Source organism: Kitasatospora sp. NPDC059646, assembly GCF_042734615.1.
Taxonomy (GTDB): domain Bacteria; phylum Actinomycetota; class Actinomycetes; order Streptomycetales; family Streptomycetaceae; genus Kitasatospora.
The window spans coordinates 1-25524 of sequence record NZ_JBHWDS010000009.1; the positions used below are offsets into that span (position 1 = coordinate 1).

Below are 25524 nucleotides of genomic sequence, written 5' to 3' on the forward strand. Positions count from 1 at the left end.
CGGGGGGGGGGCCCGCGCCGCCCCCGCCCGCCCCGGCCACCCCCCCCCCCCCGCCGGCCCGCGCGCGGCCCCGGGGGCCGGCCCGCGCCCGGCGGGACGTTTACCCCAACCCGCCCGGCCGCCCGGCGTCGTGCGGGTGACCGGCCGTCAGGTGCGGACCGCCAGGTCGGTCACCTTGACGGTGGTCATCAGCGCGTCGACCGCGGGCAGGCCCTCGGTGTAGCTGCCCGCGGCCAGTTCGGCCGAGTGGACGGCGTACCGCTGGGCGAGCGCGTCGGTGCGCTTCCGGGACACCGAGAGCAGGCAGTTGCCGACCGGGTCACCGGGCAGCGGGCCGCTGTCGATCGCGCATCCGGCCGTGTACTGCGACTGGCCGCGGTACGGGTCGAACGGTCCGGCGGTGGTGCACGGCCCGCCGCCGGTGGCCGGGTTGCACCCCTGGTAGGCGGCGGACGCGGTCCGGAAGGCGTCGGTGACGTGGGCCGTGCCGGGAAGGTCGGCCGGCAGGTGCAGGCGGCCGTTCAGCAGCCCGTTGAGCAGGTCGTCCTGCTGGAGGGCGCGGGCCCAGCCGAGTTCGGTGTACGCCTGGAGCAGCGTGACGGCCTCGGTCACCCTGGCGTTGGCGGCGGACAGGTCCCCGGACCCGGCCGACCGGGAGGCGACGGTGTCGTAGTACAGCTTCTGCCGGCCGTTGAGGGCGTTCTGCGTCCGGACCTTGGCGTCGGCGAGCGTCGTGTCCTCGTCGGTGCTGGTGGCGAACTGCTCGAAGCGGTCCATGAACCAGCCCCAGTTGTGGTTGAGCGTCGCCATGCCGAGTTCGGTGGACTCGAACGGGTCGTCGGTGAAGGTGCGGGTGCGGATCGGCCGGCGGGTGCTCTCGCCGGGCCAGGTCACGTAGTTCCGGTAGGTGAGCGTCACCGTGTAGTAGTTGTGGAGCACCCCGTCGTCGTCGTAGCTCTGGTCGGTCAGTGACACGACCGCGTTGCACGACCAGCTGAAGGTCGGCTTGGCGCCGTCCGGGGCCAGGTAGTTGGCCAGCAGGTACGGGGACGCCAGGTCGTTGTTGGTGACGTTGCTCGGCTTCGGGCGCGAGGCGGTCGGGCCCTGGGTGGTGCTGCAGGTGCCTTCGGCCGGCGTGGCCGGGACGGGCCACTCCGGGCGGCGGGCCTGGTCGGCGGTGCCGAACAGGTCGTAGGACTTGCCCTCCTGGACCTCCGCGGTGCGGATCCTCGCCAGCTGGTCGGAGAGACCGTTCGCCGCCGTGCGGTAGTTCGCCGTCAGGGCGGTGAACAGCGCGTTGGTCTTCCCGTCGGCGGTGGGCTTGCTGAAGGTCGCGGCGGCCCGGTTGATGTCCTGCCCGGTGGCCTGGATCTGTGCGGCGCGGGTCGGGCTGACCTTGACCGCGTAGGGCTGGTTCTGGGCTTCCAGCACCGCGTACGAGCGGGCGCCGAGTTCCCAGACGCCGGGGTTGGCGACCTTGCCGGCCGGCTGCGGGAAGGCGCCGTCGAAGCGCTGCCGGGCCAGCCACGCCAGGTAGTTGATGCTGCCGGCGGGCCGGTGGTTGGCCAGTGTCGTGACCGGGTCGGCCGCGCCGTAGGTGCCGGCCGGCACCAGGAAGGTGTCGTCGGAGGACAGCGCGGTCGCGGTGAAGTGGAAGGAGTTCTCCGGGGTCGTGTACTCCTGGTAGGTGGGGATGTCCTGACCGTAGGTGTCCCGGTAGTTGACGTACCGGTTGATGTTGTTGCGGACGTCCTGGGTGGCCACGGCGGTCAGCGCGGCCTGGGTGGCGGCGGCGAAGGTGTCGATCTTGTCGTCCAGCAGGAAGATCCGGTGCTCGATGTCCGCGAGGTCGGCCCGCACGATCGCGATGTCCTGGAACAGGCGGTCGAACTGGGTCATCACGTCGGCGTAGACCTGGGTCAGCGCCTTCTCGATCCGGTCGAAGCGGTCGTTCATCTGCTGCCCGAGGTTGGCGACGTCCTCGCGCAACTTGCCGATCTCGTCCATGATCAGCTGGTCCGGGGAGGCGCTCTCGCCCGTGAACAGCGGCAGCAGGCTCATCACCGCGCCCAGCACGTTGCCGGTGAGCACCAGGGTGCTCGCCGAGGTCAGTGCCTGGCCCAGGGCCAGACCCGCCACCGTCGGCAGGTACTTGTTGATCGCCGAGGCGATCGTGACGGCCGCGTTGCCCGCGAGGGCGACGTCCCGGCCGAACTTGGCGTCGGCGAAGCCGGCCAGCGTCGACAGGATGTACACCGCGGAGCCGGCCGCCTCGATCTGCGCCTGGAAGTCCTCCGACTTCTTCTTCTGCGCGGCCTGCTCGTCGGCGGTCGGCCGGGTGCCGTCCACGCCGACCGGGTACTTGTCCGACAGCTGCCGCAGGTCCGTGCTGAGCTGGTCGGTCTTCGCGTCCAACTGGCCGAACGCGGCGGCGACCTGCCGGCGCATCTCGGTGATGTAGGTGTCCGTGTTGTTCTGGTTCTCCAGGATGGTCTGCAGGGTCAGCCAGTTGGCCAGCGCCGGGTCCGCCGACAGCTGTTCGACGCTGGCGGTCACCGTCACGTTCAGCCGCGAGCCGACGTAGCCGTCCCAGGCGGCCGCCATCGTCGTGTCGGTGCCGGAGCGGCGCTGCAACTCGCCCCAGACCTGGTCCTGCAGGGCGAAGTACTTGTTCATCCAGGTGAGCGTGGTACGGCTGCTGGTCACCGCGTCCGCCAGGTTCTGCCACTTCGCCGCGCTGTCCGCGAGGGTCACCTCGGCGAGCGCCTTCAGCGCGGGCGTGGCGATGTTGACCTCCGGGATCCCCGACATCGCCTCCATCACCTTGATGAACGCGTCGTAGCCCGCCTTGCCCGGGTCGTAGCCCGTCAGCTTGGCGTCCAACTGCTGCTGCACCAGCGCCATGTGACGCACCGTCTCGTCGGACGTGGCGGTCGGGTGCTGCTGGCGCCAGTACATCAGGTTGTCGGTGAGCACCAGGTCCTTCAGGCCCTGGAGGCCCCGGTCGTAGTTGCGCACGTACGCCGAGAACAGCCGGCTGTGCAGCTGCTCCATGTCCACGTTGACCGGCCCGCCGGCCGCCCGGGCGGGCAGGCCCGCTCCGACCACCAGCACGGCGGTGGAGAGCAGCACGGCGAGCAGCCGCTCCGCTGCCGTCCGCACGCGCCGCCCGGCCGGCCGCGGGGCCCGTGCCCCGCTGGGGCGTCTCGGAATTCTTGGGTGCACCGTCGTTTCCCCCCTGGGAACTCGTCGGACGTTCCGACTCCACGAGCGTGCGCGCGTGCAGTGGGAACCGACTGGGAAACGACTGGGAACCGGTGCGGTCCGGGCCCGTCAGAGCCGGAGGGCGGCGAGTTCCTCCGGGGACAGGGTGAGGCCGGCCGCGGCGGCGGAGTCGCGGATCGAGGCGGGGCGCCGGGCGCCCGGGATCGGGACGACGGTCGGCGACTGGGCCAGGTGCCAGGCCAGGCAGACCTGTTGCGGGCTGACGCCGTGCGCGGCGGCGACCGCGTGGAAGGGGGTGGCGGTGGGCGGGGCGGCCGCGTCCGGGTCGTCGACGGCACTGCGGGACAGGCCGCCGAGCGGGCTCCAGGGAAGGAAGGCCAGGCCGAGTTCGGTGCACAGGTCGAGGGTGTCGCGGGCCTCCTGGCGGGCCGGCGAGAAGCGGTTCTGCACCGAGACCAGCCGGGCGCCGAGGATCTCCCGGGCGGCCCGGATCTGCGCGGCGTCCACGTTCGACAGGCCGACCGCCCGGATCGTCCCCGCGTCGGCCAACTCCCTTAGCGCGCCCACCGATTCGGCGAACGGAACGGCCGGGTCGGGCTTGTGCAACTGGTACAGGCCGATGCTCTCCACGCCGAGCCGGGCCGCCGAGGCCTCCGCGGCCCGCCGCAGGTGGCGCGGGTCGCCGTCGACGGTCCACGAGCCGTCGCCGGGCCGGCCCCGCCCGCCCTTGGTGGCCACCAGCACGTGGTCCGCGCCGCCGCCGTACGCGGCCAGCGCACGGGCGATCAACTCCTCGTTGTGGCCGACCTCGTCGGCGTGCCAGTGGTAGCTGTCCGCGGTGTCGATCAGCCGCACGCCCGCGTCGAGCGCGGCGTGCAGGGTGGCGACGGCCTGCGCCTCGTCGGGGCGGCCCTCGACGGACAGCGGCATCGCGCCGAGTCCGATCGCGCCCACCGGAACGCCGCCGATGCTGCGGTCCGTCGTCGCCGCTGCGCCCATGGTCTTCCCCGTTCCTCCGGTCCGCGGACCGCCGTTGTCCGTTCTCGGGGGGCAGCCTGCCGAACGGGCGTCGCCAGCGGTAGTGTCGATCGGAGGACCCCGTTTGCAGGAGGACTGTTGATCGACGTTCAGCGGCTGGCCGTCCTGCGGGAGGTCGCCCGGCAGGGGAGCTTCAACCGGGCGGCCGCGGAGCTGCACTGCACGGCCTCGGCGGTCTCGCAGCAGGTCGCCGCGCTGGAGCGGAGCCTGGGCGCGCCGGTGGTCGAACGGTCCACCCGGGGCGTCACGTTGACGGACGCGGGCCGGGTGCTGGTGGAGGCCGCGGACGCCATCGCGGCCGAACTCGCGGACACCGAGCAGCGGATCACCCGGCTGACCGCCGAACGCACCGCGCTCACCGTGGCGACGTTCGCCAGCGGCGGCCGCCGCCTGCTGCCGGGCGCGCTCCGCGGGTTCGTCGCCGACCACCCCGAGGTGGAGCTGACCATCCTGGAGGCCGAGCCGGAGGACGGCCTGCCCGCCGTCCGCGAGGGCCGGGCCGACCTCGCCCTCGCCTACCACCTGGACGGCCCGCCGCCGTCCCGGCCGGGCGACCGCTCGGGGCTCGACTGGACGCCGCTCGCCGCGGACCCGCTGCGCGTCGTCCTCCCCCGCGACCATCCGCTCGCGCTGCCCGGGGCCACCCTCCACCTGGCCGAACTCGCCGACCAGCGGTGGATCCTGGGCTGCCGCAAGTCCGCCGGGCAGCTCGCCCGGTTCGGCGCGCTGGCCGGTGTGGAGCTGCGGATCTCCTGCACCGCGACGGACTACGACTTCGCACAGTCGCTCGTCCGGGCGGGCATCGGCATCGCCCTGATTCCGCGGATCGGCCTGACCGACCACCCCGAGCTGCTCGCTCTCCCGCTCGCCGAACCCGCCCCGCAGCGCCACCTCGGCCTCGCCCTCTCCCGCCGGCGCCGCGGCCACCGCGCCCGCCTCGCCGAGGAGTTGGCCGCCCGCCTCACCGCCGAGGCCGCCGCCCTCCGGTACACCCGAACGGACGGCCCCGCGTCACCCCCGTCCCCGCCCGCCCGTTGAACGGCCGTCAGCCCGCCCGCCAACGAAGGACCCCGCCCATGCGCACCGCCCTCACCGCCCTCGCCGCCGCCGTCCTCGCCGCCCTCCCGACCGCCGCCGCTGCCGCGACCGACTCCGCCGAGACGCCGGTCCCGGTCCCCGCTGCCGCCACCACCGCCGACCCGGCGGCACCGGTCCCCCAGCAGGGCTACAGCATTCCGGTCGGCGCCATCACCGACCTGGGCGCCCTCCCGCTGCTCGCCAACCTCGGCAACGACTTCGCCCGTCTCCTCGGCCAGTAGCCCGACCGTCGGACCCGGCCGCTAGGTTGGCCCCGTGAACGATGATCTCGACACCAGGGTGGGGCGGTTCCGGGCGACGGCCGCCGAGGAGGGGCTGCCTCCCGAGTACGTGGAGCGCTGGATCCGCGCGGTCCGGCCGGCGGTGTACCTGGCCGCCGGGGGCGACGGCCCGACGGCAGCCGTCCTGGGCGGCGAGCCGCTGCTGCCCGCCGACGAGCCACTGGCGGCGTCCGTCGACCTCGCGGCGCTGCCGCCCGGCGCGACCGGACTGCCGCTGCCCGCCGACGGTTGGCTGCTGCTCTTCGGCGAACCCGTGATCGGCGGACCGCGCCCACCGGCCGCCGGCGCCGTCCGGTACGTCCCGGCCGGTGCGACTCCGTTCCGGCGGGCGGGCGATGACGGGGCGGCGACGCTCTGGGCGCAGCCGTGCTCGCCGATGGACGATTCCTTCGCGCTCGACACCTGGGGCGAGGACGCGGACGACGAGCAGTGCGAACTCGCCGACGAACTCGCCACCGCCTGGGCCTCGACGGGCGGCCACCGCCCGCCGTGGATCCTGCAACTCGGCGGCCACCCCGCCTCCCCGCAGTTCGACCCCGTGCACGACGCCCGCGACGAGACCGGCGAACCCGACTGGGCCCTGCTCGCCTCCTACCGCCCCGGCGAGGCGGCCGGCGCCCCGGACTCCGCCGTCATCCACTGGCTGATCCGCCCCGCCGACCTGACGGCCCGTCGCTTCGACCGCGTCCGCCGCTACGTCGACATGGCCTGACCCGCCGGCGGGCAGACGCCCCGCCGGGCCGGGTCGTCGGAGTCCCACCGGCGGTCTCACCACGGGGTGCCGCCTGGGCGCGTTCCCGGACCGCTGGGGGGACACCGTCGGGTTCGGCATCATCGGCACGGACGACGAGGCCGCCGGCGCCTTGCGCGCCGGTCGGGCACGCCACCCTGGAAGTCCGCCTCGCCGAGGAGGTCGGAACCGACGTCCTGATGGCCGCCGTGGCCGGTGACGACGAGCCCGGCCCCCGGCCGGCTGCCTTCACCCGCCGTCCCAACCGGCTCCGCGGCCCGAACCGCCGGGCCGGCACCCGGCGACCGGCGGCGACCGGCGACCCGGACGGCCGCACCGGGCGGAATTCGCTGGTCCCGCCGGGGTCGGCCGGGCGATAGTGGTCTGCCATGACGGACGACGAGTACGCGGCCGGTCCGGCCCTGCGCCGGGTGCTGGCCCGGGCGGGCGGGCCGGAGCTGCTGGAGCTGCTGGCCGAGGGGCTGACGGGGCGGACCTGACCACGCTGCTGCTGGAGGTCTTCCGGCGGCGCGCCGACCGGCTCACCCCGGCCGAGGTGCTGCGACGCTACCGCACCGACCGGTTCGTCACCCCGGCCCCGACGCCGTTCGCACTGCTGCGGCGGGCCGAGGACGCCCTGCTCGCGGCGCTGCCGGACGACTTCCGGATGCTCACGCTGTCTCCGCTCGTGCCCTTGGCGACGCACACGGCGGTGGCGACCGTCGACCCGCGCAAGGTCGTGGCCACCGTCCGCGGCAGCGAGGTCGCGGCCGACCCGACGAACGGCCTGGCCCTGGAGGCAGCCCGACGCAGGACCCGGGCACTGACCCTCGACCCCCGCTCGGCCGTCCCGGTGCGGCTGGCGGCCAGTCAACGGGTGGTCCGCGCCCAGCACTTCGATGCCCCCGGCATGCTCGCCCACTTCCAGCTGTTCGCCCTGGCGACCGCCGGCCGGGACACCGGCGCCCTGGCCTTCGAGCAGCAGCACCTGCTCGAACACCTGCAGTTCGCGGTCCGGGCCCTGGCCCGGGCCGGCGTGACCAGGACCGGGATCCGCATCACCTGTCTCGACGAAGCCGCCGCACCGCTCCTGGCCCGCGCCCGCACCGAGCTGTCCGGAACTCCGGGCGTCGACATCGTCGAAGACCCCGACCGGAAGACCGGCCGGGGCTACTGCACCACCCTGTGCTACAAGCTCTGCGCCACCGTCGACGGCCGCCCCCTGGAGGTCGGTGACGGCGGGTTCGTCAACTGGACGCAGCCCCTCGTCGGAAGCCGCAAGGAACGCCTGCTGATCGGCGGCCTCGGCATCGACCGGCTCGCCGCCACCCTCGCACCGCCCACCGATACCTGACACCCGCTTCCAGCGCTCTGACGGCGCAGCGGACGAAATGCGCTGCCCACCGGAGCACTTCGGGCGACTCGGCCCCTCCACCGCCACAGCCGCCCACCCCGGCAACGCCTGGACCGGCGGCACCGGCAGACGCGCCGGCGCCTTTGCGCCGGCCGGCGGAACCCCGTCCGCGGGTGGCGTCGCACGGCGAGGGCGCCCGGGAGGAGCTGCCCGGTGCGGCGGCGCGGCGCGCAGGTCGGCGGCACCTCGTTCGACCACGCGCGCACCGGACCACGGCCGAAGGCTCTCCCGCCCCGGCCGGCGGCCCGGCCGGTCCCGGCGAGTCTGGCCGGGCGGTGGGCGGCGCGGCAAGGGCGCACCCCGGTTCGTCGTCGGGCCGCCACGGGCGCGCAACGGGCCGACATGTGCGGCAACACCCGCTCTCAGCTGGGGAGATGGCGATTGACAGCCGCCCGGCGGCCCGTCCACGATGAGCGGCGAGCCCACTCGTAGCGAGCCGGAAGGAGGGCAGATGCGTACCGCCGTTGTGTGTTGTCCGTCGTGCCCGGTCCCGGTGTTCGTGTGCTGCGGTGGCTGCTGTCCGTGCCGCTGCGCGTTCTGACGCCCGGCCGGTTCTTCGCACGCTGACGTCCGCCCTGCGGCCGGGGTCTCCCGGGCGTGGCCGTCGCGGCCGCATCGTCCGGTTTCTCCCGCAGGCTCCCCCGATCGCGGGTCCTGCGACCGTTCCCTGAAGGAGTGTCACCATGTCCGTTTCCACCTCCGCGCCCGCCACCACCGCACCCGCACCCGCACTGCGCCTGACCCCGGCGGCGGGCCGGATCGGCGCGGTCGTCCACGACGTGAAGCTGGGCGGCGAGCTGCCGGCCGACACGGTGGCCGCGATCGAAGCCGCGCTGTACGAGCACAAGGTGCTGTTCTTCCGCGGGCAGCAGCACCTGGACGACGCCGAACACGAGGCGTTCGCCCGGCTGTTGGGGCAGCCGGTGACGCACCCGACGGTGCCGAGCGCGGACGGCCGGTACATCTTCGAGCTGGACGCCACCAAGGGCGCGCGGGCGAACAACTGGCACACGGACGTGACGTTCGTGCCGTCGTACCCGAAGGCGTCGATCCTGCGGGCGCTGGAGCTGCCGCCGGCGGGCGGCAGCACGGTGTGGGCGAACACGGCGGCGGCGTACCAGGACCTGCCGGAGCCGCTGAAGGTGCTGGCGGAGAGCCTGCGGGCGGTGCACACCAACGACTACGACTACGCGGCGAGCCTGGCGCTGACCCCGGAGCTGGCGGAGAACGCCGAGGTGGCGGAGCTGTTCCGGCGGGTGTTCGTGTCGACGGCGTTCAAGACCGAGCACCCGCTGGTGCGGGTGCACCCGGTGACCGGGGAGAAGAACCTGCTGCTGGGGGCGTTCGCGCAGCGCCTGGTGGGGGTGTCGGGCGCGGACAGCCGCGCGCTGATCGGGCTGTTCCAGCGGTACGTGGAGCGGCTGGAGAACACCGTGCGCTGGGAGTGGCAGGTCGGCGACGTCGCGGTGTGGGACAACCGGGCCACCCAGCACTACGCGGTGAACGACTACGGCGACCAGCCGCGCCTGGTGCGCCGGATCACCCTGGACGGCGACCTGCCGGTGGGCGTGGACGGGCAGCCCAGCCGCCTGCTGGAGCCGGCCGACCCGCCCCGGGTGGCGGGCCTGGTCCCGGCCGCCGAGCTGGAGGCCGAGGCGCTCGCCCGCTGACGCCCGACGCCGCCCCCTCCCCGTCGCCCGTCTCCCCCTTCTCCGCCGTTCGCCCCTGATCTCTCTCCCCCGAGGACTCCGAAGATGACTCAGTTCGCCCCCGCCCCGGCCTCCGTCGGCCCGCCCTCCCCCGCCCCGCTGTCCCGCCGCTCGCTGCTGCGCGGCGGCGTCGCGGGGGCCGGCCTGCTGGCCCTGTCGGCGTGCCGTTCGGCGGCGGACGCGTCCACCCGGGCCGGGGCGGACGGCGCCGCGCCGCGCCGGGGCGGGGTGCTGACGGTGGGGGCGCAGATCGACTTCACGCCGGCGCTGCTGTTCGCGCAGAGTGCGAACGTGCTGGTGCAGCGGCTGGTGTTCAACACGCTGACCCGGTACGACGACCAGCTGCGGCCGCAGCCGGAGCTGGCGTCGTCCTGGGAGGTGGCGCCGGACGGCCTGAGCGTGCGGTTGAAGCTGCGCGAGGACGTGACCTTCCACACCGGGCGCCGGTTCACGGCGGACGACGTGGTGTTCGCGGTGAAGAACCTTCAGAACCCGGTGCGCTCGGCGCAGTTGCGGTCGACCGCGCTGACCGTCACGGACTTCCGCAAGAACGGGGACTTCGATCTGACGCTGGTGCTCGCGCATCCGGTGTCGAACCTGTTCGACCTCTTCGAGTTCATGATCATCGCCGATCCGGGCTCGGTGGAGGACGCGGTGGCGGGCACCCGCCTGATCGGCACCGGGCCGTTCACCTTCACCGACCGCAAGCCGGGCTCCTCGCTGAGCTTCGCCCGCAACGAGAAGTACTGGAACCCGGGCCGCCCGTACCTGGACGGCGTGGAGATCAAGGTGATCCCGCAGGCGGAGACGCTGCTGTCCTCGCTGAAGACCGGTCAGACGCACCTGTCGTACGCGGTGCGCGGCAAGGACGTCGCCACGCTGCGCTCCGACCGGCGGTTCCGGATCACCCAGTACGACACCGGTTCCGGCGCGTTCTACATCGGCGCGAACCTGGCGTACCCGGAGGTGCAGGACCGGCGGGTGCGGCAGGCGATCGCCTGGGCGATCGACCGGGACCGGCTGGTCGAGCAGGCGCTCGGCGGGTACGCCACGGTCTCCTCGGTGCCGTGGCCGAAGTCCTCGCCGGCGTACCGCGAGCAGGACGCGACGCGCTACCGGCACGATCCGGCGAAGGCCCGGGAGCTGCTGAAGGAGGCGGGGGCCGGCCAACTCTCGCTGCCGCTGGCGCATTCGGCGGAGGCCGGGTCGGCGGCGGTCGCGCAGGTGCTGCAGTACGACCTGAAGCAGGTCGGCATCGACGTGCAGTTGCAGCCGGTGGACTCCCCGACCATGCAGAAGCAGTTGATCTCCCAGTCGATGCCCGCGCTGTGGACGCTCAGCCACGGATTCGCGCAGCTGCACCCGGCGACGCTGGCGGTCAGCGCGTACCCGTTCAACGAGGCGAAGAACACCTCGCGGTTCTCCTCCCCCGCGTACACGGAGGTGGTGCAGCGGGCCTGGAACCGGTCGGACAGCGACAGTCCGGAGGCGAAGGCGCTGTACCAGCGGGTGACGGACGTGCTGCTGGAGGAGCAGTTCATCATCGACCTGGCGATCGCCGGGCTGGTGGAGGTGGCGGGCGAGCGGACGCGCGGCGCGACGCTCAACAAGTTCGGCTACCTGAACCTCGACGACGCCCACCTGGCGGGCTGAGCGGTGCGGAGCTTCCTGTGGAAGCGGCTGCCGAGCGGCCTGGTGGTGCTGGTCGCGGCGTCGTTCGCGGTGTTCCTGATGCTGCGTCTGATCCCGGGCGATCCGGCGACGACGCTGGCGGGGCCGGACGCCTCGCCGGCGGCGGTCGCGGCGATCCGGGCCCGGCTGGGCCTGGACGAGCCGCTCGCGGCGCAGTACCTGCACTGGCTGGGGCAGGTGCTCACCGGCGACCTCGGGCCGAGCTACGCGATCGGCGGCCAGGTGTCCGACCTGATCGGCGACGGGATCGCGGCGACCGCCCAACTGACGCTGGCCGCGCTGCTGCTGGTGGTGCTGCTGGCCGTTCCGGTGGCGCTGCTGGGGGTGTCGGCGCGGCGCCGGCCGTGGGCGGGGGCGCTGCGCGCGCTGACCACGGGGGCGCTGGCGGTGCCGCCGTTCGTGACGGGCGTGCTGCTGGTGGGGGTGTTCGCGGTGTCGCTGCGGCTGCTCCCGGCGGGCGGGTACGCCTCGCTCGGGTCGGCGCCGGACCTGGCGGTGCAGTACCTGGCGCTGCCGGCGCTGTGCCTGGCGCTGCCGAGTGCGGCGATCCTGGCGCGCTACCTCCAGGACGGTCTGGAGCGGGCGCTCGCCGAGGACTACGTGCGGACGGCGACGGCGCTCGGGGTGTCGCGGCGGCGGATCCTGTGGCGGCACGCACTGCCGAACGCACTGCCGCCGGCGGTGACGGTGCTGGGCCTGCAGGTCGGCCAGTTGGTGGCGGGCGCGGTGGTGGTGGAGCGGATCTTCGCCTGGCCGGGGCTGGGGCAGCTGGTCGAGCAGGGCGTGCAGCGCCGCGACTACCCGGTGGTGCAGGACCTGCTGCTGCTGGTGGTGGCGGGCTACGTGGCGGTGCAGTTGCTGACCGACCTGGCCTACTCGTGGCTCGATCCGCGGGTGCGTGCGCTGTGAGGCGGGGCGGGTTCTTTCGATCCTCGGAGGGAGTGGTGCGACGATGACGGTGCTTTCCGTTCCGTTCGCCGGGGCGCTGCGCCGGCCGGTCCGCAACCGGTACGCGGCGGGGCTGTTGACCTGGCGGGGTGTCGGCGGCCTGTCGCTGGTGGGCCTGGTGGCGCTGGCGGGGCTGCTGGCTCCGGTGCTGAGCGGCGCCGACCCGAACGCGCAGGGGCCGCAGGCGCTGGCGGGGCCGAGCGGGGCGCACCCGCTGGGAACCGACGACCTGGGCCGGGATCTGCTGAGCCGGGTGCTGCACGGCATCGGCACGGATCTGACGATCGTTCTGACGGCCGTCCCGGCGGGGGCGGTCGCGGGGGCGGCGCTGGCGCTGCTGGCGGGTGCCTCGCGGGCCGCTGACCTGGTGGTGCAGCGGCTGTTCGACCTGGTGCTGTCCTTTCCGGGGCTGATCCTGGGCCTGGCCGTCACGGCGGTGCTCGGGCCGGGCCGCTGGCCCGTGGTGATCGTCATCGCGCTGGCGGAAGTGCCGTACTTCGGGCGGCAGTTGCGGGCCGGGCTGCTGGTGCAGCGGGAGCGCGAGTACGCGCTGGCGGCACGGGTCGGCGGGGCGGGCCGGGCCCGGGTGCTGCTGCGGCACGTGCTGCCGAACGCGGTGGATCCGCTGGTGGTGCAGGGCGCGGTGGCGCTGTCGGTGGGGGTGTTCATCGAGGGCGCGCTGAGCTTCCTCGGTCTGGGCGTGCGTCCGCCGGAGCCGACGCTCGGCAGTCTGATCAGCGGCGCGGTGGCGTACCTGGACACCGCTCCGCTGCTGGCCGCGGCCCCACTGGCCGTCACCTCGGCGCTGGTGCTGGGGTTCACGCTGATCGCGGAGTCGCTCAACCGGGGGGTGCGCGGATGACCGGGCGGGTCGGGGCCGAGGTGCTGCGGGTGCGCGGCCTGTCGGTGGCGTTCGGCGGCCGGGCGGTGGTGCGCGGGGTGGACTTCGCGCTGGTCGCCGGGGAGAGCCTGGGGATCGTCGGCGAGTCCGGGTCGGGCAAGTCGACGACGGCGCTGGCGCTGCTGCGGATGCTGCCGGCCGGCGGCCGGATCACCGGCGGGTCGGTGGAGTTGGCCGGGCAGGACCTGGCGGCGCTGCCGGAGGCGGCGCTGCGGGCGGTGCGCGGGCGGCGGATCGCGATGATCTTCCAGGACCCGATGTCCTCGCTGAACCCGGTGCTGACGGTGGGCCGGCAGCTGGACGAGGCGCTGCGGGCGCACGGCGGTCGCCGCCCGCGCGCCGAACGGGCGGCCCGGGCCGCGGAGTTGCTGGAGCTGGTGGGCATCCCGGGGGCGGCGGAGCGGCTGGGCGACTTCCCGCACCAGTTCTCCGGCGGCCAGCGGCAGCGCATCATGATCGCCCTGGCGCTGGCGCACGACGCGGAGGTGCTGGTCGCGGACGAGCCGACCACGGCGCTGGATCCGACCGTGCAGCGGCAGATCCTGCGGCTGCTGGCCCGGATCAACCGGGAGCGCGGCACCGCGCTGGTGGTGATCAGCCACGACCTGGGCGTGATCGCCGAGACCTGCTCGCGGCTGCTCGTGATGCGCGACGGGGAGGTGCTCGAACAGGGCCCGGTGGAGCGGCTCCTGTCGGAGCCGCAGCATCCGTACACGCAGGCCCTGTTGGCGGCGGTGCCGCGGCTGGAGGCGCCGTCCCGGGCGGCGGCGAACAGCACGCCGGGGCGGGAGCCGCTGCTGGTGGTGCGCGGCCTGGCCAAGCACTACGGGCCGCGCCGGCGGCGGACGACGGCGCTGGACTCGGTGGACCTGGAGCTGCATCCGGGCGAGACGCTGGGGCTGGTCGGCGAGTCCGGGTCGGGCAAGTCGACGCTGGCCCGGGCGCTGGTGGGCGTGCACGCCCCGTCGGCGGGCGAAGTCCTGCTGCGCGGCGAGCCGTTGGGCCGCGCAGGTGCCCGGCAGGACGTCCAGCTGGTGTTCCAGGACCCGTACGCCTCGCTGAACCCGCGGCTGACGGTCGGGCAGATCGTCGCGGAGCCGCTGATCGCGCACCGGCTGGGCGACCGCTCGCAGCGGCGGGCCCGGGTGGCGCAACTGCTGGAGCAGGTCGGCCTGGAGGCGTCGGCGGCGGAGCGCTCGCCGCGCGAGTTCTCGGGCGGTCAGCGGCAGCGGATCGGCATCGCCCGGGCGCTGGCGCCGGAGCCGAGCGTGCTGGTGTGCGACGAGCCGGTGTCGGCGCTGGACGTGTCGGTGCAGGCGCAGGTGATCGAGCTGCTGGCGCGGCTGCAACGGGAGTTGGGGCTCGCGGTGCTGTTCATCGCGCACGACCTGGCGGTGGTGCGGCAGGTCAGCCACCGGATCGCGGTGCTGCACCGGGGCCGGATCGTCGAGTCCGGCCCGGCCGACCGGGTCGTCACCGCACCCGAACACCCTTACACCGCTTCGCTGTTGGCCGCCGTGCCGGCCCTTCCTACCACGACCGGGAGCCTCCTGTGACTTCTTCTCCGCACCATCGCGACCCGTACCACGGCTTTCCCGGCCGGGTCGGCCGGACCTTCGGCGAGTCGGAGCCGTCCTGGCCGGAGCGGGTGCGGCCGCGCGAGGGCGCGCCGAACATCGTGGTGGTGCTGGTCGACGACCTCGGCTACAGCGACATCGGGCCGTTCGGCGCGGAGGTGCCGACGCCGGTGCTGGACCGGCTGGCCGAACGGGGCGTCAAGCTGGCGAACTACCACACGATGCCGCTGTGCTCGCCGGCCCGGGCGGCGCTGCTGACGGGCCTGAACCCGCACCGGGTGGGGTACTCGTTCGTGGCCAACGCGGATCCGGGCTTCCCGGGTTACGGCATGGAGATCGCCGACGACATCCCCACCCTGGCCCAGCTGCTGCACGACGCGGGGTACGCGACGTACGCCGTCGGCAAGTGGCACCTGACGCGGGACTCGGCGTCCTCGGCGGCCGACGACCGGTCGAACTGGCCGCTGCAGAAGGGCTTCGACCAGTACTACGGGGTGCTGGAGGGCCTGACCAGCCTGTTCCATCCGCACCAACTGGTGCAGGACAACTCGCCGTTGGACATCGACGAGTTCCCGGACGGCTACTACTACACCGACGACCTGACGGACCGGGCGATCGGCATGGTGAAGGCGCTGCGCGCGCACGACGCGGACAAGCCGTTCTTCCTGTACCTGGCGCACAACGCGGTGCACGGCCCGTTGCAGGCCAAGCCGGAGGACCTGGCCCGGCACCGGGGCCGGTACGACGTCGGCTGGGACGTGCTGCGCGAGCAGCGGTTCGCCCGGCAGCTGGCGGCCGGTCACTTCCCGCCGGGCACCGAGCTGCCGGAGCGCAACGCGGAGGCCGGTCACGCCGTCGGGCCGTGGGACGAACTGGACGAGGTGCAGCGGAAGTTGTACGCCCGCTACATGGAGGTGTACGCCGCCATGGTGGACAACGTGGACCAGAACCTGGGCCGGCTGACCGAGGTGCTCGACCGGCTCGGCGAGCTGGACAACACCATCGTGGTCTTCACCTCCGACAACGGCGGGACCGGGGAGGGCGGCGCGGAGGGCACCCGCAGCTACTTCAGCCGCTTCGTCCACCACCCGAACCTGCCGGCGGACTGGAACCCGGACGTGCAGCGGGAGATCGACCTGATCGGCGGCCCGCAGTCGCTGGTGCACTACCCGCGCGGCTGGGGCATGGCGTCGAACACGCCGTTCCGGCTGTACAAGGGGCAGACGTACGCGGGCGGGGTGCGGGTGCCGTTCGTGCTGTCCTGGCCGGCGGGGCTGCCCCGGGCGGCGGGCGACTCCGGGGTGCGGTCGCAGTACCAGTACGTCACCGACCTGCTGCCGACGCTGCTCGAACTCGCGGGCGTGCCGCGGCCGTCGGTGCGCGGCGGCCGTCCGGTGCAGGAGCTGGACGGGGTGTCGTTCGTGCCGGTGCTGCGGTCGGCCGGCGCGCCCTCCACGCACCCGGAGCAGTACTGCGAGATGACCGGGAACCGCTCGTACTACTGGGACGGCTGGAAGCTGGTGACGCTGCACCGGCCGGGCACGCCGTACGACGACGGGGAGTGGGCGCTGTACGACCTGCGCACCGATCCGACCGAGATCCACGACCTGTCGGACGAACACCCGGAACTGGTGAAGGAGTTGGCGCGGGCCTGGGAGGACGCGGCGTGGCGCAACGGGGTGTTCCCGCTGGCGGACGCCTCGGGGGCGCTGGCGCTGCGCGGGCCGGACGAGGAGCGGCTGCGCCGACCGGTGACGCTGCTGCCGGGCACGCCGGAGCTGGAACGCTACCGCTCCTCGCGGCTGATCGCGTTCCGCTCGTTCCGGGTGGAGGTGGCGCTCGCCCTGCACGCCCGGGACGACCGGGGCGTCCTGGTCTCGCACGGCGACCAGGGCGGCGGGTACAGCCTGTACGTGGAGGACGGCCGGCTGCGCTTCGCCTACAACCAGTACGGCGAGCTGTTCGAGGCGGACGCGGGCGAACTCGCCGCCGGGTCGCACCTGGTGGTGCTGGAGGCGGCGGCCGTCGCCGACCTGAAGTGGGACTTCCGGGTGCGGGTGGACGACGTGGTGACGGGCCGGCTCGGTCCGGTGCACCAGTTGATCGGGATGGCGCCGTTCCAGGGCATCAGCGTGGGGGTGGACCGCAAGTCGCCGGTGTCCTGGCCGCTGTGGGAGCGGCACCGCTCGTTCCGGTACTCGGGCGTGCTGCGGTCGGTCACCTACCTGCCGGGCCCGGCGGCCCCGTACGACCCGGAGACGGTGGCGCGGGCGCTGCGGGAGGCGGCGGCGGCGTTCGAGTAGCCGAGAGTTGTTGACCTCGGGGTCGAATATGTCGTACCGTCAGGTCATGGGACGACCGAAGCAGTTCGACGAGGACACCGCGATCGCACAGGCGATGCAGGTGTTCTGGACGAACGGCTACGCCGGGTCCTCGCCGGCCGAACTGGCCGGGGCGGCGGGCATCGGCAAGGGCAGCCTGTACCACGCGTTCGGCTCCAAGCGGGAGCTGTTCGGGCGGGCGCTGGACGCCTACCAGCGGGCCGGCGCCGAGCGCGGCGAGGAGTTCCTGTCCGGGCCCGGCACCGCGAAGGAGCGGATCCGGGCCTACCTGGTGATGCTGGTGGACGCGGACTTCGCCGCGCCGGTGCGGCGCGGCTGCTTCGCCGTCAACACCGCACTGGAGCTGGGCGGGCGGGACGCGGAGGCCACGGCCTCGGTCCGCCGGCAGACCGAGCTGAGCGCCGGCCAGCTGGCGGCGCGCATCGAGCGGGGCAAGCTGGAGGGCGACGTCCCCGCCTCGATGGACTCGGCGGCGCAGGCCAGGTTCCTGATGACGGCGCTCGCCGGGCTGCGGGTGATGGCCCGCGCCTACGACCGCGAGGCCGTCCTGGAAGTCGTCGACACCATCGTCGACACCGTCTTCGGGCCCTGACGGCACCGCGGGCACACCGCACTCCGCACACCGACCGCACGGCCGCGGTGGCCGTGCGGTCCCGCACGCCCTGATATTTGACCTCGGATTCAAGAATATCGGCCGTCCTCGGACGGACCGGAAATGGGGAGCAATGGATCTCGGACTCAACGGCCGCACCGCCCTGGTCACCGGCGCGGGACGCGGCATCGGCCTCGCCGTCGCCCGCGCCCTGGCCGCCGAGGGCGTGAAGGTGGTGGGGGCGACCCGCACCGCCACCGCGGAGCTGTCCGCCGTCGCCGCCGTCGCCACCGCGGACCTGAGCACCCGTCAGGGCGCGGAGGGCGCCGTCCGGCAGGCGCTCGACCTGCTCGGCGGCATCGACCTGCTGGTCAACAACGTGGGCGCGGGCGACCCGTCGATGTTCACCCTGGGCAGCGTGCTGGACGTCGAGGACGGGCAGTGGCAGTCGCTGTGGGACCTCAACGTGATGTCGGCGGTGCGCACCACCCGGGCGGCGCTGCCCAGCCTGCTGGAGCGGCGCGGCGCGATCGTCAACGTCTCCTCGATCAACTCCCGCATCCCCAGCGGCTCCCCGGTCGGCTACGCGGAGGCGAAGGCGGCGCTCACCCAGTTCGGCAAGCGCCTCAGCGAGGAGCTGGCGCCGCGCGGCGTGCGGGTCAACACCGTCTCCCCCGGACCGACCTCCACCGACCAGTGGACCGCCGCCGACGGGTACGGCGGCCGGATCGCCGAGGCGTCCGGCGTCTCGCTCGACGACCTGCTCGCCAACCTGCCGAGCCGGGCCGGCACCGCCTCCGGCCGGCTCTCCACCCCCGAGGAGATCGCCGACCTGGTGCTCTTCGCCCTCTCCGACCGGGCCGGCAACCTCCACGGCGCGGACCTCGTCATGGACGGCGGAACCCTCAAGGCCGCCTGACCGCCCACGGGTCGGCGGCCGGCCGGGCCAATGGCCGGGTCCAGCGGCGCCACTGCTCCTCGCGCCCGTACCCGGCCGCCCGCCAGGCGGACTGGCCGAGCTCGTTGCGCTCCAGCACCATCGCGTCGGCCCGGCGGCCGCCCAGCTCCTCGAACCGGGCGTGCGCGGCGGCCAGCAGCGCGCCGCCGATGCCGCGGCGACGGGCCGACGGGTGGACCGCCAGCCGGTACAGGTGGCAGCGCCAGCCGTCCCACCCCGCGATGACCGTCCCCAGCACCGCACCCTCGCGCACGGCCAGGATCAGCGCCTGCGGGTCGCGCTCCAACAGCCGCGCCACGCCCGCCCGGTCGTCGCTGATGCTGGCGCCCTCGGCGGCCTCCGCCCAGAACGCCAGCACCGCGCCGATGTCGGCGGGCACCGCGGCCCGCAGTTCGTACTCGCTCATGCCCCCCCTTCCTACCAGCGGCGACGCCCGGGCCACCAGCGGTTTGCGGCCCCGCCCTTGACGGCGGCGCCCCGGCCCCAGCAGGGTGTGGGCCACTCCCTCGCACCGCTTCCCGTCCCGAACCCCCCACCATCGGAGATGGCATGCGTGCACCCGCCCGAACCACCCGCCGCCCCCGCGCCCGGCACCGCGACGGCCTGCCGATCGGCATCGCGGCCGGCGCGCTCGCCCTGGCCGCGGCGGGCATCGGCCCGGCCGCCCCCGCCACGGCGGCCCTGCCGACAGTCGACGTCGTCGTCAACGGCCATTTCGACCAGGGAAACCGGATGACGGCCTGGTCCTGCGACCCCGGCCAGGTCCTCCCGCCGTCCGACGCCTTCGGACAGCTGGCGGGCCACCCCACCGACACCGGCACCGCCGGCTGCACCCAGACCGTGAACGTCGAGCCGAACTCCAGCTACCGGCTCAGCGCCCGGGTCAGCGGACCGTACGTGTTCGCGGGCGTCACCGGCTCCGGCACCACGGACCTCACGCTCTGGTCGAACCAGGCGGACTGGAACGTGCTCTCCGGGACGGTCACCACCGGCCCGGACACCCGCGCGCTGAAGGTGTACTTCCACGGCTGGTACCAGCAGGGCCCGTACCGGATCAGCTCGTTCGAGCTGTGGGGCCCGGGACAGCCGCGGAACTCCTGCGTCCCGACCCCGCCCGTCGCCGGCGACAGCCCGTCGCCGTCCGCCAGCCCCTGCTACCTGACGCCGGCCCCATCGGTGTCGGGAAGTTGACGGTGCGTCAGCCGCGCAGCGCCCACACCGTGGTGGTCTTCACGGCGGCGTCCTCCAGGTCGGCGGCGACCGGGACGGCGTACTCGGCCAGCGCGGTGAAGCGCTCGCGCGGCAGGTAGGCCCGGCCGGGGTCGCCCACCACCACGGCGGCGCCCCGGGCCGCGGCCCGCTCCAGGAACGGCAGGAACCGCGCCGCCATCGCCCGCTCGTAGAACACGTCGCCCGCCAGCACCACCTGGCAGCCGTCGCCGTCGCCGTCCAGCACGTCCGCCAGCTCCGCCGTCACCGCGACGCCGTTCGCGGCGGCGTTCACCGCGATCGCGGCCACCGCGTACGCGTCGATCTCCGCCGCCCGCACCTCGGCCGCGCCGCTCAGCGCCGCCGCCACCCCGACCAGGCCGGAGCCCGCCGCCAGGTCCAGCACGCTGCGGCCCGCGACCAGTTCGGGCCGGTCCAGCACGTGCCGGGCCACCGCGACGCCGCCCGCCCACGGGAACGCCCAGAACGGCGGCGGCAGTCCGATCTCGCCCCGGGCCCGCTCGGTGACCTCCCACAGCTCGATCGCGTCCTGCGCCATGTGCAGCCGCACCTCGGGCACGAACGGCACCGGCCCCGGCCGGGTGTGGGCGCGGACGAACTCCGCGTCGGCCGACGAGAGCTGACGGTCCGCAGTACTCCGCAGCGTGGCGGTGTCGTTCCCCATGGACGCACAGCCTAGGACACCGCCGCGCGTCCACCGCCACGACGCCGGCAACCCTTTCGGGTAGGCCTTCGCGGCATTCCGTTTCGTCCGTTCCGTTCCGGTCCATGATCCGGCTCGACGGCGCCCTCCCGGGTGCCCCGCGCCTGCAAGGAAAGGGCAGTTCGTATGACCACAGCAGATGGAGAGCCGATCGCGTCCATCACCGACGCCACGCTCGCCGACATCGCGGCCAACGGCATGTGGCGCGGCGGGGGCTTCGACCTCAACCCGTCGGTGCTCGCCGTCGCCCGCGCCCTGCTCGCGGCCGTCCAGGGGGTCGCCCCCGCCGGCACGCTGCCGGAGGAGCTGCGCGAACTGGTGGCCCAAGTCCTGCGCCGGGCCGGGGTCGCCTTCCCGCGCATCGCCGTGACGGACGAGATCGGGCTCTCCGCGTTCGCGATCAAGCAGCAGGGCCCGGAGCCCCGCCCGGTCGTGATCGTGCCGGCGGGCTGGAACGCCTACGGCTGGCTGCCGTTCATGGCCGGCTACCTCACGCTGGCCGCCCGCGGCTACCACGTGCTGGCCTACACCCCGCGCGGCCTCGGCGATCCCGAACTGCCGTACACCTCCGACGGGTTCATCGACATCGCCGGCCCCGAGGACCGCGCGGACGGCTCGAAGGTGATCACCTTCGCCCAGGAGCACTTCGCCCCGAGCAAGGTCGGGATGATGGGCCTGTCCTACGGCTCCGGGATCAGCCAGCTCGTCGCCGCCCACGACCCGGAGAACCGGGTCGCCGCCGTCGCCGCCCTGAGCACCTGGGGCAACCTGGCCACCAGCCTGTACCACAACGGCACCCGGCACACCAAGGCCGTCCAGGCCCTGATCGACTTCACGGGGGACGTCGAGGAGAAGAAGTTCGACGAGAAGACCCGGCAGATCCTCGACAAGTTCCGGGACGGCCGGGACATGCAGGCCGTGGTCGACTGGGGCACCGAGCGCTCCCCGGAGGCGTTCGTCCACCTCACCAACGCCAACGGCACCCCGACCTTCTACTCCGTCGCCTGGCACGAGAGCCTGTTCCCACCCGGGGAGGCGATCGAGGCCTTCGAGAAGCTCACCGTGCCGAAGCACCTGAACCTGTGGATCGGCGACCACGGCGCCCCCGAGGGCGCCGGCATCACCGGCGTGATCGGCGGCGTCGCCTTCCCCGGGCTGCTGGCACCGATGAAGGAGGCCTACGACTGGCTCGACCACCACCTGCTGGACGCGGCCAACGGCGTGCCGGACTGGCCCACCGTCAACAGCCAGGTGATGTTCGGCTACGAGACCGCCCCGGTCATCGGCGGCAGCCGGCGGATCACCGTCCCGGCGCCGCGCGAACCGCTCGGCTCCTGGGCGCAGGCCACCGCCCGCGTCGAGCCCTGGTACCTGAGCGGCACCGGCGACGACGGCGACGGCACCCTGTCCGACAAGCCGTCCAGCGGCTGGAGCAGGGAGTTCACCGCCGGGCACGAGACCAACGCCACCGCGATGGACGACATCATGACGACCGGTCAGAAGGAGTGGTTCGGCAACCCCAAGGACTACGACACCGGCGACTTCCAGGAGACCCGCCTGCTGGTCTGGCTCACCGAGGGCCTGACCGGCGGCCGCAAGATCCGCGGCTCCGCCGCGCTCCGGCTCGCGGTCCGCGCCGACGAGGCCGACGCCGCGACCCTGGTCGCCTACCTGTTCGACGTCGCCCCGGACGACAGCGCCCGGATCATCACCCACGAGCCCCTCACCGTCACCGGCCTCACCCCCGGCACCGAGCGGCCCGTCAAGTGGGCGCTCCAGCCCGCCTCCTACGACCTGCCCGACGGCCACCGCCTCGCCCTGGTCGTCAACAGTCGCGACCGGCTCTACGCGTTCACCGGCAAGGAGAACAGCACCACCGCCCTCACCTCCCCGATCGACGAGGAAGCCCTGCTGGAGCTGCCCCTCGGCTGAACCACCCTCCACCGAACGACCGTTCGCCCGGGCGGGAGCCGCCGGCCGAACGACCCTTCGGACGGTCCGGGCGGATCCGGCAGGCGCCGGATCCGCCCCGCCGCGTCCGGGATCCGAACGCCGCCGCTCCCACCGGGCGTGCGATCACCGGGTGATCACAGACCACGTACCGTTTCGATACCGAAGCCGTGATGAGCTGCGGAAACGCTCGCTCCCCGGAAGGCGCCCGAGTACGATCCGGGCAGACGCCCCGGTTCGCGGCACACGCGCGTGCCCGACCGCGGGCGGCGGCTCGCACGGGGGCGCGCCCGGTACCACACGCCGGTGTGCCGCGACCGCGTTCACGGCACCGCGCGCCAGGGCAGTCGCGCGAAGCGGAAGGGCAGCGACTTGACGGATCGGCTCACCGGAGGGGACTCCTCACTGCTGCGGCGGATCAACGCGGCGGTCACCCTGCGGTCGTTGCGCGACGGACAGGCGGTCACGCTCACCCAACTGGTCGGCGACACCGGGCTGTCCAGACCCACCGTCGAAGGCGTCATCGAGGGCCTCCTGGAGTCCGGACTGGTCGCCGAGGTGGAGCACGTCCAGGAGTCGGGTCGTCAACGCGGCCGCCCGGCCCGCTGGTTCCGGTTCCGCGCCGAGGCCGGACACGTCCTCGGCATCGAGATCGGCGTCCACGACCTGCGGGTGGTCCTCGCCGACCTGGCCGGCGAGGTGATCACCAGCTACGCCAAGCCCGTCGACGAGACCACGGAGGCCGAGGAACGCCTCACCCAGGTCCGCACCACCGTCGCCGAGGTGCTCCGCAAGGCCGGCGTCTCCCGGGACAGCCTGTGGGAGGTCGCCGTCGGCACCCCCGGCATCGTCGACCGCGAAGGCGTCGTCCGACTCGGCACCGCCATGCCCGGGTGGACCGGACTCGACCTCGGCGCCCGGCTGCGCCGCTCCTTCCGCTGCCCCGTCGTCATCGAGAACGACGCCAACCTGGCCGCCATCGCCGAACACTGGAAGGGCGCCGCCGTCGGCAAGGGCGACGTCGTGTTCGTGATGGCCGGCCTCAGCCCCGGCGCCGGCTCCCTCATCGGCGGCCGACTGCACCGCGGCTTCGGCGGCGCGGCCGGCGAGATCGGCGCCCTCCACCTGCTCGGCCGCCAGGCCACCCCGGAACGCCTGCTCTCCACCACCGGCCAGCCGCTCGACCCGCTGGACGAGGCCGCCGTGGCCCGCGTCCTGCGACTCGCCCGGGAGGGCGACCAGGTCGCGCAGATCGCCATGGACCGCTTCCTCGGCCGCCTGGTCCACGACGTCACCGCGCTGGTCCTCGCCCTCGACCCCGAACTCGTCGTGGTCGGCGGCTGGGCGGCCGGCCTGGACGGCGTCCTCGAACCGCTGCGCGACCAACTCGCCCGCTACACGCTGCGCGCGCCGGAGGTGGCCCTCGCCGCCCTCGGCTCCGAGGTCGTCGCGATGGGCGCCCTGCGGGTCGCGCTCGACCACGTCGAGGAACAGCTCTTCGCCGTCGACCCGCCGACGGCCGCCCGCTGAGCGCCGCGCCCTGACGACCTCCCGCCGACTCCCCGTCAGGGGAGGCGGAGCAGGTCGTGGTCGCCGGCCGGTCCCGGGCGTGGGTGCGCATGCGGTGCGCGAAACGGCGGTCGTTCTTCAGCGCGTCGTAGCCCTCGCCCCCGACCGGGTCGAGGACGCCCGCGGTGTCGGCGAGATGCGCGTCGAAGCCCGGGTACACCAGCACGGCGTACGGCAGGTCGTCCACGTCGAGCGCGAACACCGGGTGCTCGCCCAGTCCGTCGCGCTCACCGTTCTGGCCGAGCGGGAGCACGCGGCGGGAGTCGGAGCCGCCGGGCAGCAGGAAGCAGCCGCCGAAGCGGTCCGAGAACGGCTCGAAGCACGACTTCCACGGCTCGCCGAACTCCTCGACGGCGATCTCGCCGAGGGTGCGCGGGGCGAGCGCGCGGGGCGAGCGCGCCGGCCTCGTCGAACCAGCCGTTCCGCACCAGCATCCCGCCGTCGTTCGCCGGCCAGGCACGCAGGCGCTCCGGCAGCGGGCGCCCGCCCGGGAAGGCGTCGACACCGCGCGGGCGCGGCTCGCCCCCGACCCACGGGCCGGCGCACCGGGAGTGGTCGAGCACCGGCCGGCACGGGTCCGCGGCCACCGCCGCGATCGCCCGCTCGACGAGCGCCCTGCTCGCGTCCTCCTCGTCGGTCCGATCTCATCGTCGCGCCGCCCTGTCCGCCGTCCTGCGGCACCGCTCCGGGCCGGTGCGCGGGAGCGCAACGGGCGGCACCGACAGCGGCTGCCGGCGGCTGACGCCGCATCAGGAGGCTGCGCCGGCGGGCAGAGTCCGCCGGCGGCCGACGCTGCGTCAGGAGGCAGCCGTGGCGGGGACGGCGGTGGCGACCTGGACGGCCCCGGACTCGCCGAAGGTCAGCTTGCAGGTGTCGGCGCGGTAGGTGGACACCGCGACCGCCGCCAGCCGGCCCGCCGACGCGTACTGGGTGGTGACCACCAGCACCGGGGTGCCCGGGGGGCGCTCCAGCAGCGCGGCCTCGCCGGTCTCGGCCACGCCGAGCTCCACCGAGCGGGACTCGCCGTCGATGCCCAGCCGGTCCAGCTGGCGCAGCACGCCGCGGGCGCGGTCGCTGTCGTCCACCACCACGGCCAGGTGCGGCAGCGCGGCGGCCGGGACGTGCAGCGACTCGGTGGCGACCGTCACGCCCTGGGTGATCCGGAGCCGGCGCACCGTGTGCACCTGCTCGCCCTCGGCGATGCCGAGCGTGCGGGCGAGCGCGGCGGAGGCGGCGGCGGTGGTGCAGTCGACCACCTTCCACTCCGAGCCGCGCGCGGCGCCGGCCCGGCCGGACTCGCGGTCGTTGACCGGGATGCCGACGCGCGGGGCGGCGACCAGGGTGCCGATGCCGCGGCGGCGGACCAGCCGGCCCTCCAGCTCCAGCTGGTCGAGGGCCTGCCGGAGGGTGGCGCGGGCCACACCGAAGCGCGCCGACAGCTCACGCTCGTTGGGCAGCACCTGACCGGTGGAGAACTCGGCGTCCATGGTGCGCAGCAGCACCGTGCGCAGGTGCCAGTACTTCGGCTCCGCTGCCGCCGTGAGCGTTCCTTGCCCCACCGTGTCCT

General features: G+C 74.2%; 20 protein-coding genes. 15 read left to right on the forward strand and 5 right to left on the reverse strand.

Going from position 1 to position 25524, the window contains the following annotated elements:
- Positions 1 to 147: 147 nt before the first annotated feature.
- On the reverse strand, positions 148 to 3162 hold the full coding sequence (locus ACFV1L_RS08215; RefSeq protein ID WP_380364019.1) for a hypothetical protein: 3015 nt from the start codon (positions 3160 to 3162) through the stop codon (positions 148 to 150).
- Between the two features lie 171 nt (positions 3163 to 3333).
- Positions 3334 to 4224 (reverse strand): aldo/keto reductase, encoded by an 891-nt coding sequence (locus tag ACFV1L_RS08220; protein WP_380364021.1) that lies wholly within the window; start codon positions 4222 to 4224, stop codon positions 3334 to 3336.
- Positions 4225 to 4341: 117 nt separating this feature from the next.
- Here ACFV1L_RS08220 and ACFV1L_RS08225 point away from each other — a divergent pair, with 117 nt between their 5' ends.
- From ACFV1L_RS08225 to ACFV1L_RS08280, 12 genes are all read left to right on the forward strand, one after another.
- Positions 4342 to 5301, forward strand: coding sequence for a LysR family transcriptional regulator (locus tag ACFV1L_RS08225; RefSeq protein WP_380364023.1), 960 nt, complete (start codon positions 4342 to 4344; stop codon positions 5299 to 5301).
- Between the two features lie 38 nt (positions 5302 to 5339).
- On the forward strand, positions 5340 to 5582 hold the full coding sequence (locus tag ACFV1L_RS08230) for a hypothetical protein (RefSeq protein ID WP_380364024.1): 243 nt from the start codon (positions 5340 to 5342) through the stop codon (positions 5580 to 5582).
- Between the two features lie 34 nt (positions 5583 to 5616).
- A complete protein-coding gene (locus ACFV1L_RS08235) occupies positions 5617 to 6354 on the forward strand; it encodes a DUF1963 domain-containing protein (RefSeq protein ID WP_380364026.1) in 738 nt (245 codons plus the stop codon).
- Positions 6355 to 6928: 574 nt separating this feature from the next.
- Positions 6929 to 7726 (forward strand): hypothetical protein, encoded by a 798-nt coding sequence (locus ACFV1L_RS08240; RefSeq protein WP_380364028.1) that lies wholly within the window; start codon positions 6929 to 6931, stop codon positions 7724 to 7726.
- Between the two features lie 743 nt (positions 7727 to 8469).
- Positions 8470 to 9456, forward strand: coding sequence for a TauD/TfdA dioxygenase family protein (locus ACFV1L_RS08245; protein WP_380364030.1), 987 nt, complete (start codon positions 8470 to 8472; stop codon positions 9454 to 9456).
- Between the two features lie 84 nt (positions 9457 to 9540).
- Complete coding sequence (locus tag ACFV1L_RS08250) at positions 9541 to 11148, forward strand: ABC transporter substrate-binding protein (RefSeq protein ID WP_380364032.1); 1608 nt, start codon at positions 9541 to 9543, stop codon at positions 11146 to 11148.
- 3 nt (positions 11149 to 11151) lie between these two features.
- Entirely contained in the window at positions 11152 to 12096 is a 945-nt protein-coding gene (locus ACFV1L_RS08255) for an ABC transporter permease (RefSeq protein WP_380364034.1), read from the forward strand.
- Between the two features lie 43 nt (positions 12097 to 12139).
- Positions 12140 to 12997: an ABC transporter permease gene (locus ACFV1L_RS08260; protein ID WP_380364036.1), complete on the forward strand. Its 858-nt coding sequence runs from the start codon at positions 12140 to 12142 to the stop codon at positions 12995 to 12997.
- Complete coding sequence (locus ACFV1L_RS08265; protein ID WP_380364038.1) at positions 12994 to 14592, forward strand: dipeptide ABC transporter ATP-binding protein; 1599 nt, start codon at positions 12994 to 12996, stop codon at positions 14590 to 14592. Before ACFV1L_RS08260 ends, ACFV1L_RS08265 begins: the two co-directional genes overlap by 4 nt.
- Positions 14589 to 16916, forward strand: coding sequence for an arylsulfatase (locus ACFV1L_RS08270; protein ID WP_380364039.1), 2328 nt, complete (start codon positions 14589 to 14591; stop codon positions 16914 to 16916). The genes ACFV1L_RS08265 and ACFV1L_RS08270 overlap by 4 nt, the downstream gene beginning before the upstream one ends.
- A gap of 46 nt (positions 16917 to 16962) precedes the next feature.
- A complete protein-coding gene (locus ACFV1L_RS08275; protein ID WP_380364041.1) occupies positions 16963 to 17547 on the forward strand; it encodes a TetR/AcrR family transcriptional regulator in 585 nt (194 codons plus the stop codon).
- Positions 17548 to 17680: 133 nt separating this feature from the next.
- Positions 17681 to 18466, forward strand: coding sequence for an SDR family oxidoreductase (locus ACFV1L_RS08280; RefSeq protein ID WP_380364042.1), 786 nt, complete (start codon positions 17681 to 17683; stop codon positions 18464 to 18466).
- Here ACFV1L_RS08280 and ACFV1L_RS08285 read toward each other — a convergent pair.
- Entirely contained in the window at positions 18453 to 18911 is a 459-nt protein-coding gene (locus ACFV1L_RS08285; RefSeq protein ID WP_380364043.1) for a GNAT family N-acetyltransferase, read from the reverse strand. The two genes, ACFV1L_RS08280 and ACFV1L_RS08285, sit on opposite strands and share 14 nt — an antisense overlap.
- A 143-nt stretch (positions 18912 to 19054) precedes the next feature.
- Here ACFV1L_RS08285 and ACFV1L_RS08290 point away from each other — a divergent pair, with 143 nt between their 5' ends.
- Positions 19055 to 19696, forward strand: a complete 642-nt coding sequence (locus ACFV1L_RS08290) for a carbohydrate binding domain-containing protein (protein ID WP_380364045.1) — start codon at positions 19055 to 19057, stop codon at positions 19694 to 19696.
- Positions 19697 to 19703: 7 nt separating this feature from the next.
- On the opposite strand, the gene ACFV1L_RS08295 is transcribed toward ACFV1L_RS08290, so the two are convergent.
- On the reverse strand, positions 19704 to 20399 hold the full coding sequence (locus ACFV1L_RS08295; RefSeq protein WP_380364046.1) for a class I SAM-dependent methyltransferase: 696 nt from the start codon (positions 20397 to 20399) through the stop codon (positions 19704 to 19706).
- Positions 20400 to 20564: 165 nt separating this feature from the next.
- Here ACFV1L_RS08295 and ACFV1L_RS08300 point away from each other — a divergent pair, with 165 nt between their 5' ends.
- Together ACFV1L_RS08300 and ACFV1L_RS08305 are read left to right on the forward strand one after the other, a co-directional pair.
- A complete protein-coding gene (locus ACFV1L_RS08300; RefSeq protein ID WP_380364047.1) occupies positions 20565 to 22370 on the forward strand; it encodes a CocE/NonD family hydrolase in 1806 nt (601 codons plus the stop codon).
- Between the two features lie 390 nt (positions 22371 to 22760).
- The gene (locus tag ACFV1L_RS08305; protein WP_380364048.1) at positions 22761 to 23918 is read left to right on the forward strand and encodes an ROK family protein; all 1158 of its coding nucleotides are present in this window, start codon (positions 22761 to 22763) and stop codon (positions 23916 to 23918) included.
- An 836-nt stretch (positions 23919 to 24754) separates the two neighbouring features.
- Here the strand turns inward: ACFV1L_RS08305 and ACFV1L_RS08310 are convergent.
- Complete coding sequence (locus tag ACFV1L_RS08310; RefSeq protein ID WP_380364049.1) at positions 24755 to 25516, reverse strand: GntR family transcriptional regulator; 762 nt, start codon at positions 25514 to 25516, stop codon at positions 24755 to 24757.
- Positions 25517 to 25524: the final 8 nt, after the last annotated feature.

Excerpts from the sequence above, each read along its gene's own strand:
- ACFV1L_RS08220 (WP_380364021.1), bottom strand. The coding sequence starts at position 4,224 with ATGGGCGCAGCGGCGACGACGGACCGCAGCATCGGCGGCGTTCCGGTG.
- ACFV1L_RS08230 (WP_380364024.1), top strand. The coding sequence starts at position 5,340 with ATGCGCACCGCCCTCACCGCCCTCGCCGCCGCCGTCCTCGCCGCCCTC.
- ACFV1L_RS08245 (WP_380364030.1), top strand. The coding sequence starts at position 8,470 with ATGTCCGTTTCCACCTCCGCGCCCGCCACCACCGCACCCGCACCCGCA.
- ACFV1L_RS08250 (WP_380364032.1), top strand. The coding sequence starts at position 9,541 with ATGACTCAGTTCGCCCCCGCCCCGGCCTCCGTCGGCCCGCCCTCCCCC.
- ACFV1L_RS08260 (WP_380364036.1), top strand. The coding sequence starts at position 12,140 with ATGACGGTGCTTTCCGTTCCGTTCGCCGGGGCGCTGCGCCGGCCGGTC.
- ACFV1L_RS08265 (WP_380364038.1), top strand. The coding sequence starts at position 12,994 with ATGACCGGGCGGGTCGGGGCCGAGGTGCTGCGGGTGCGCGGCCTGTCG.
- ACFV1L_RS08275 (WP_380364041.1), top strand. The coding sequence starts at position 16,963 with ATGGGACGACCGAAGCAGTTCGACGAGGACACCGCGATCGCACAGGCG.
- ACFV1L_RS08280 (WP_380364042.1), top strand. The coding sequence starts at position 17,681 with ATGGATCTCGGACTCAACGGCCGCACCGCCCTGGTCACCGGCGCGGGA.
- ACFV1L_RS08285 (WP_380364043.1), bottom strand. The coding sequence starts at position 18,911 with ATGAGCGAGTACGAACTGCGGGCCGCGGTGCCCGCCGACATCGGCGCG.
- ACFV1L_RS08290 (WP_380364045.1), top strand. The coding sequence starts at position 19,055 with ATGCGTGCACCCGCCCGAACCACCCGCCGCCCCCGCGCCCGGCACCGC.
- ACFV1L_RS08295 (WP_380364046.1), bottom strand. The coding sequence starts at position 20,399 with ATGGGGAACGACACCGCCACGCTGCGGAGTACTGCGGACCGTCAGCTC.
- ACFV1L_RS08300 (WP_380364047.1), top strand. The coding sequence starts at position 20,565 with ATGACCACAGCAGATGGAGAGCCGATCGCGTCCATCACCGACGCCACG.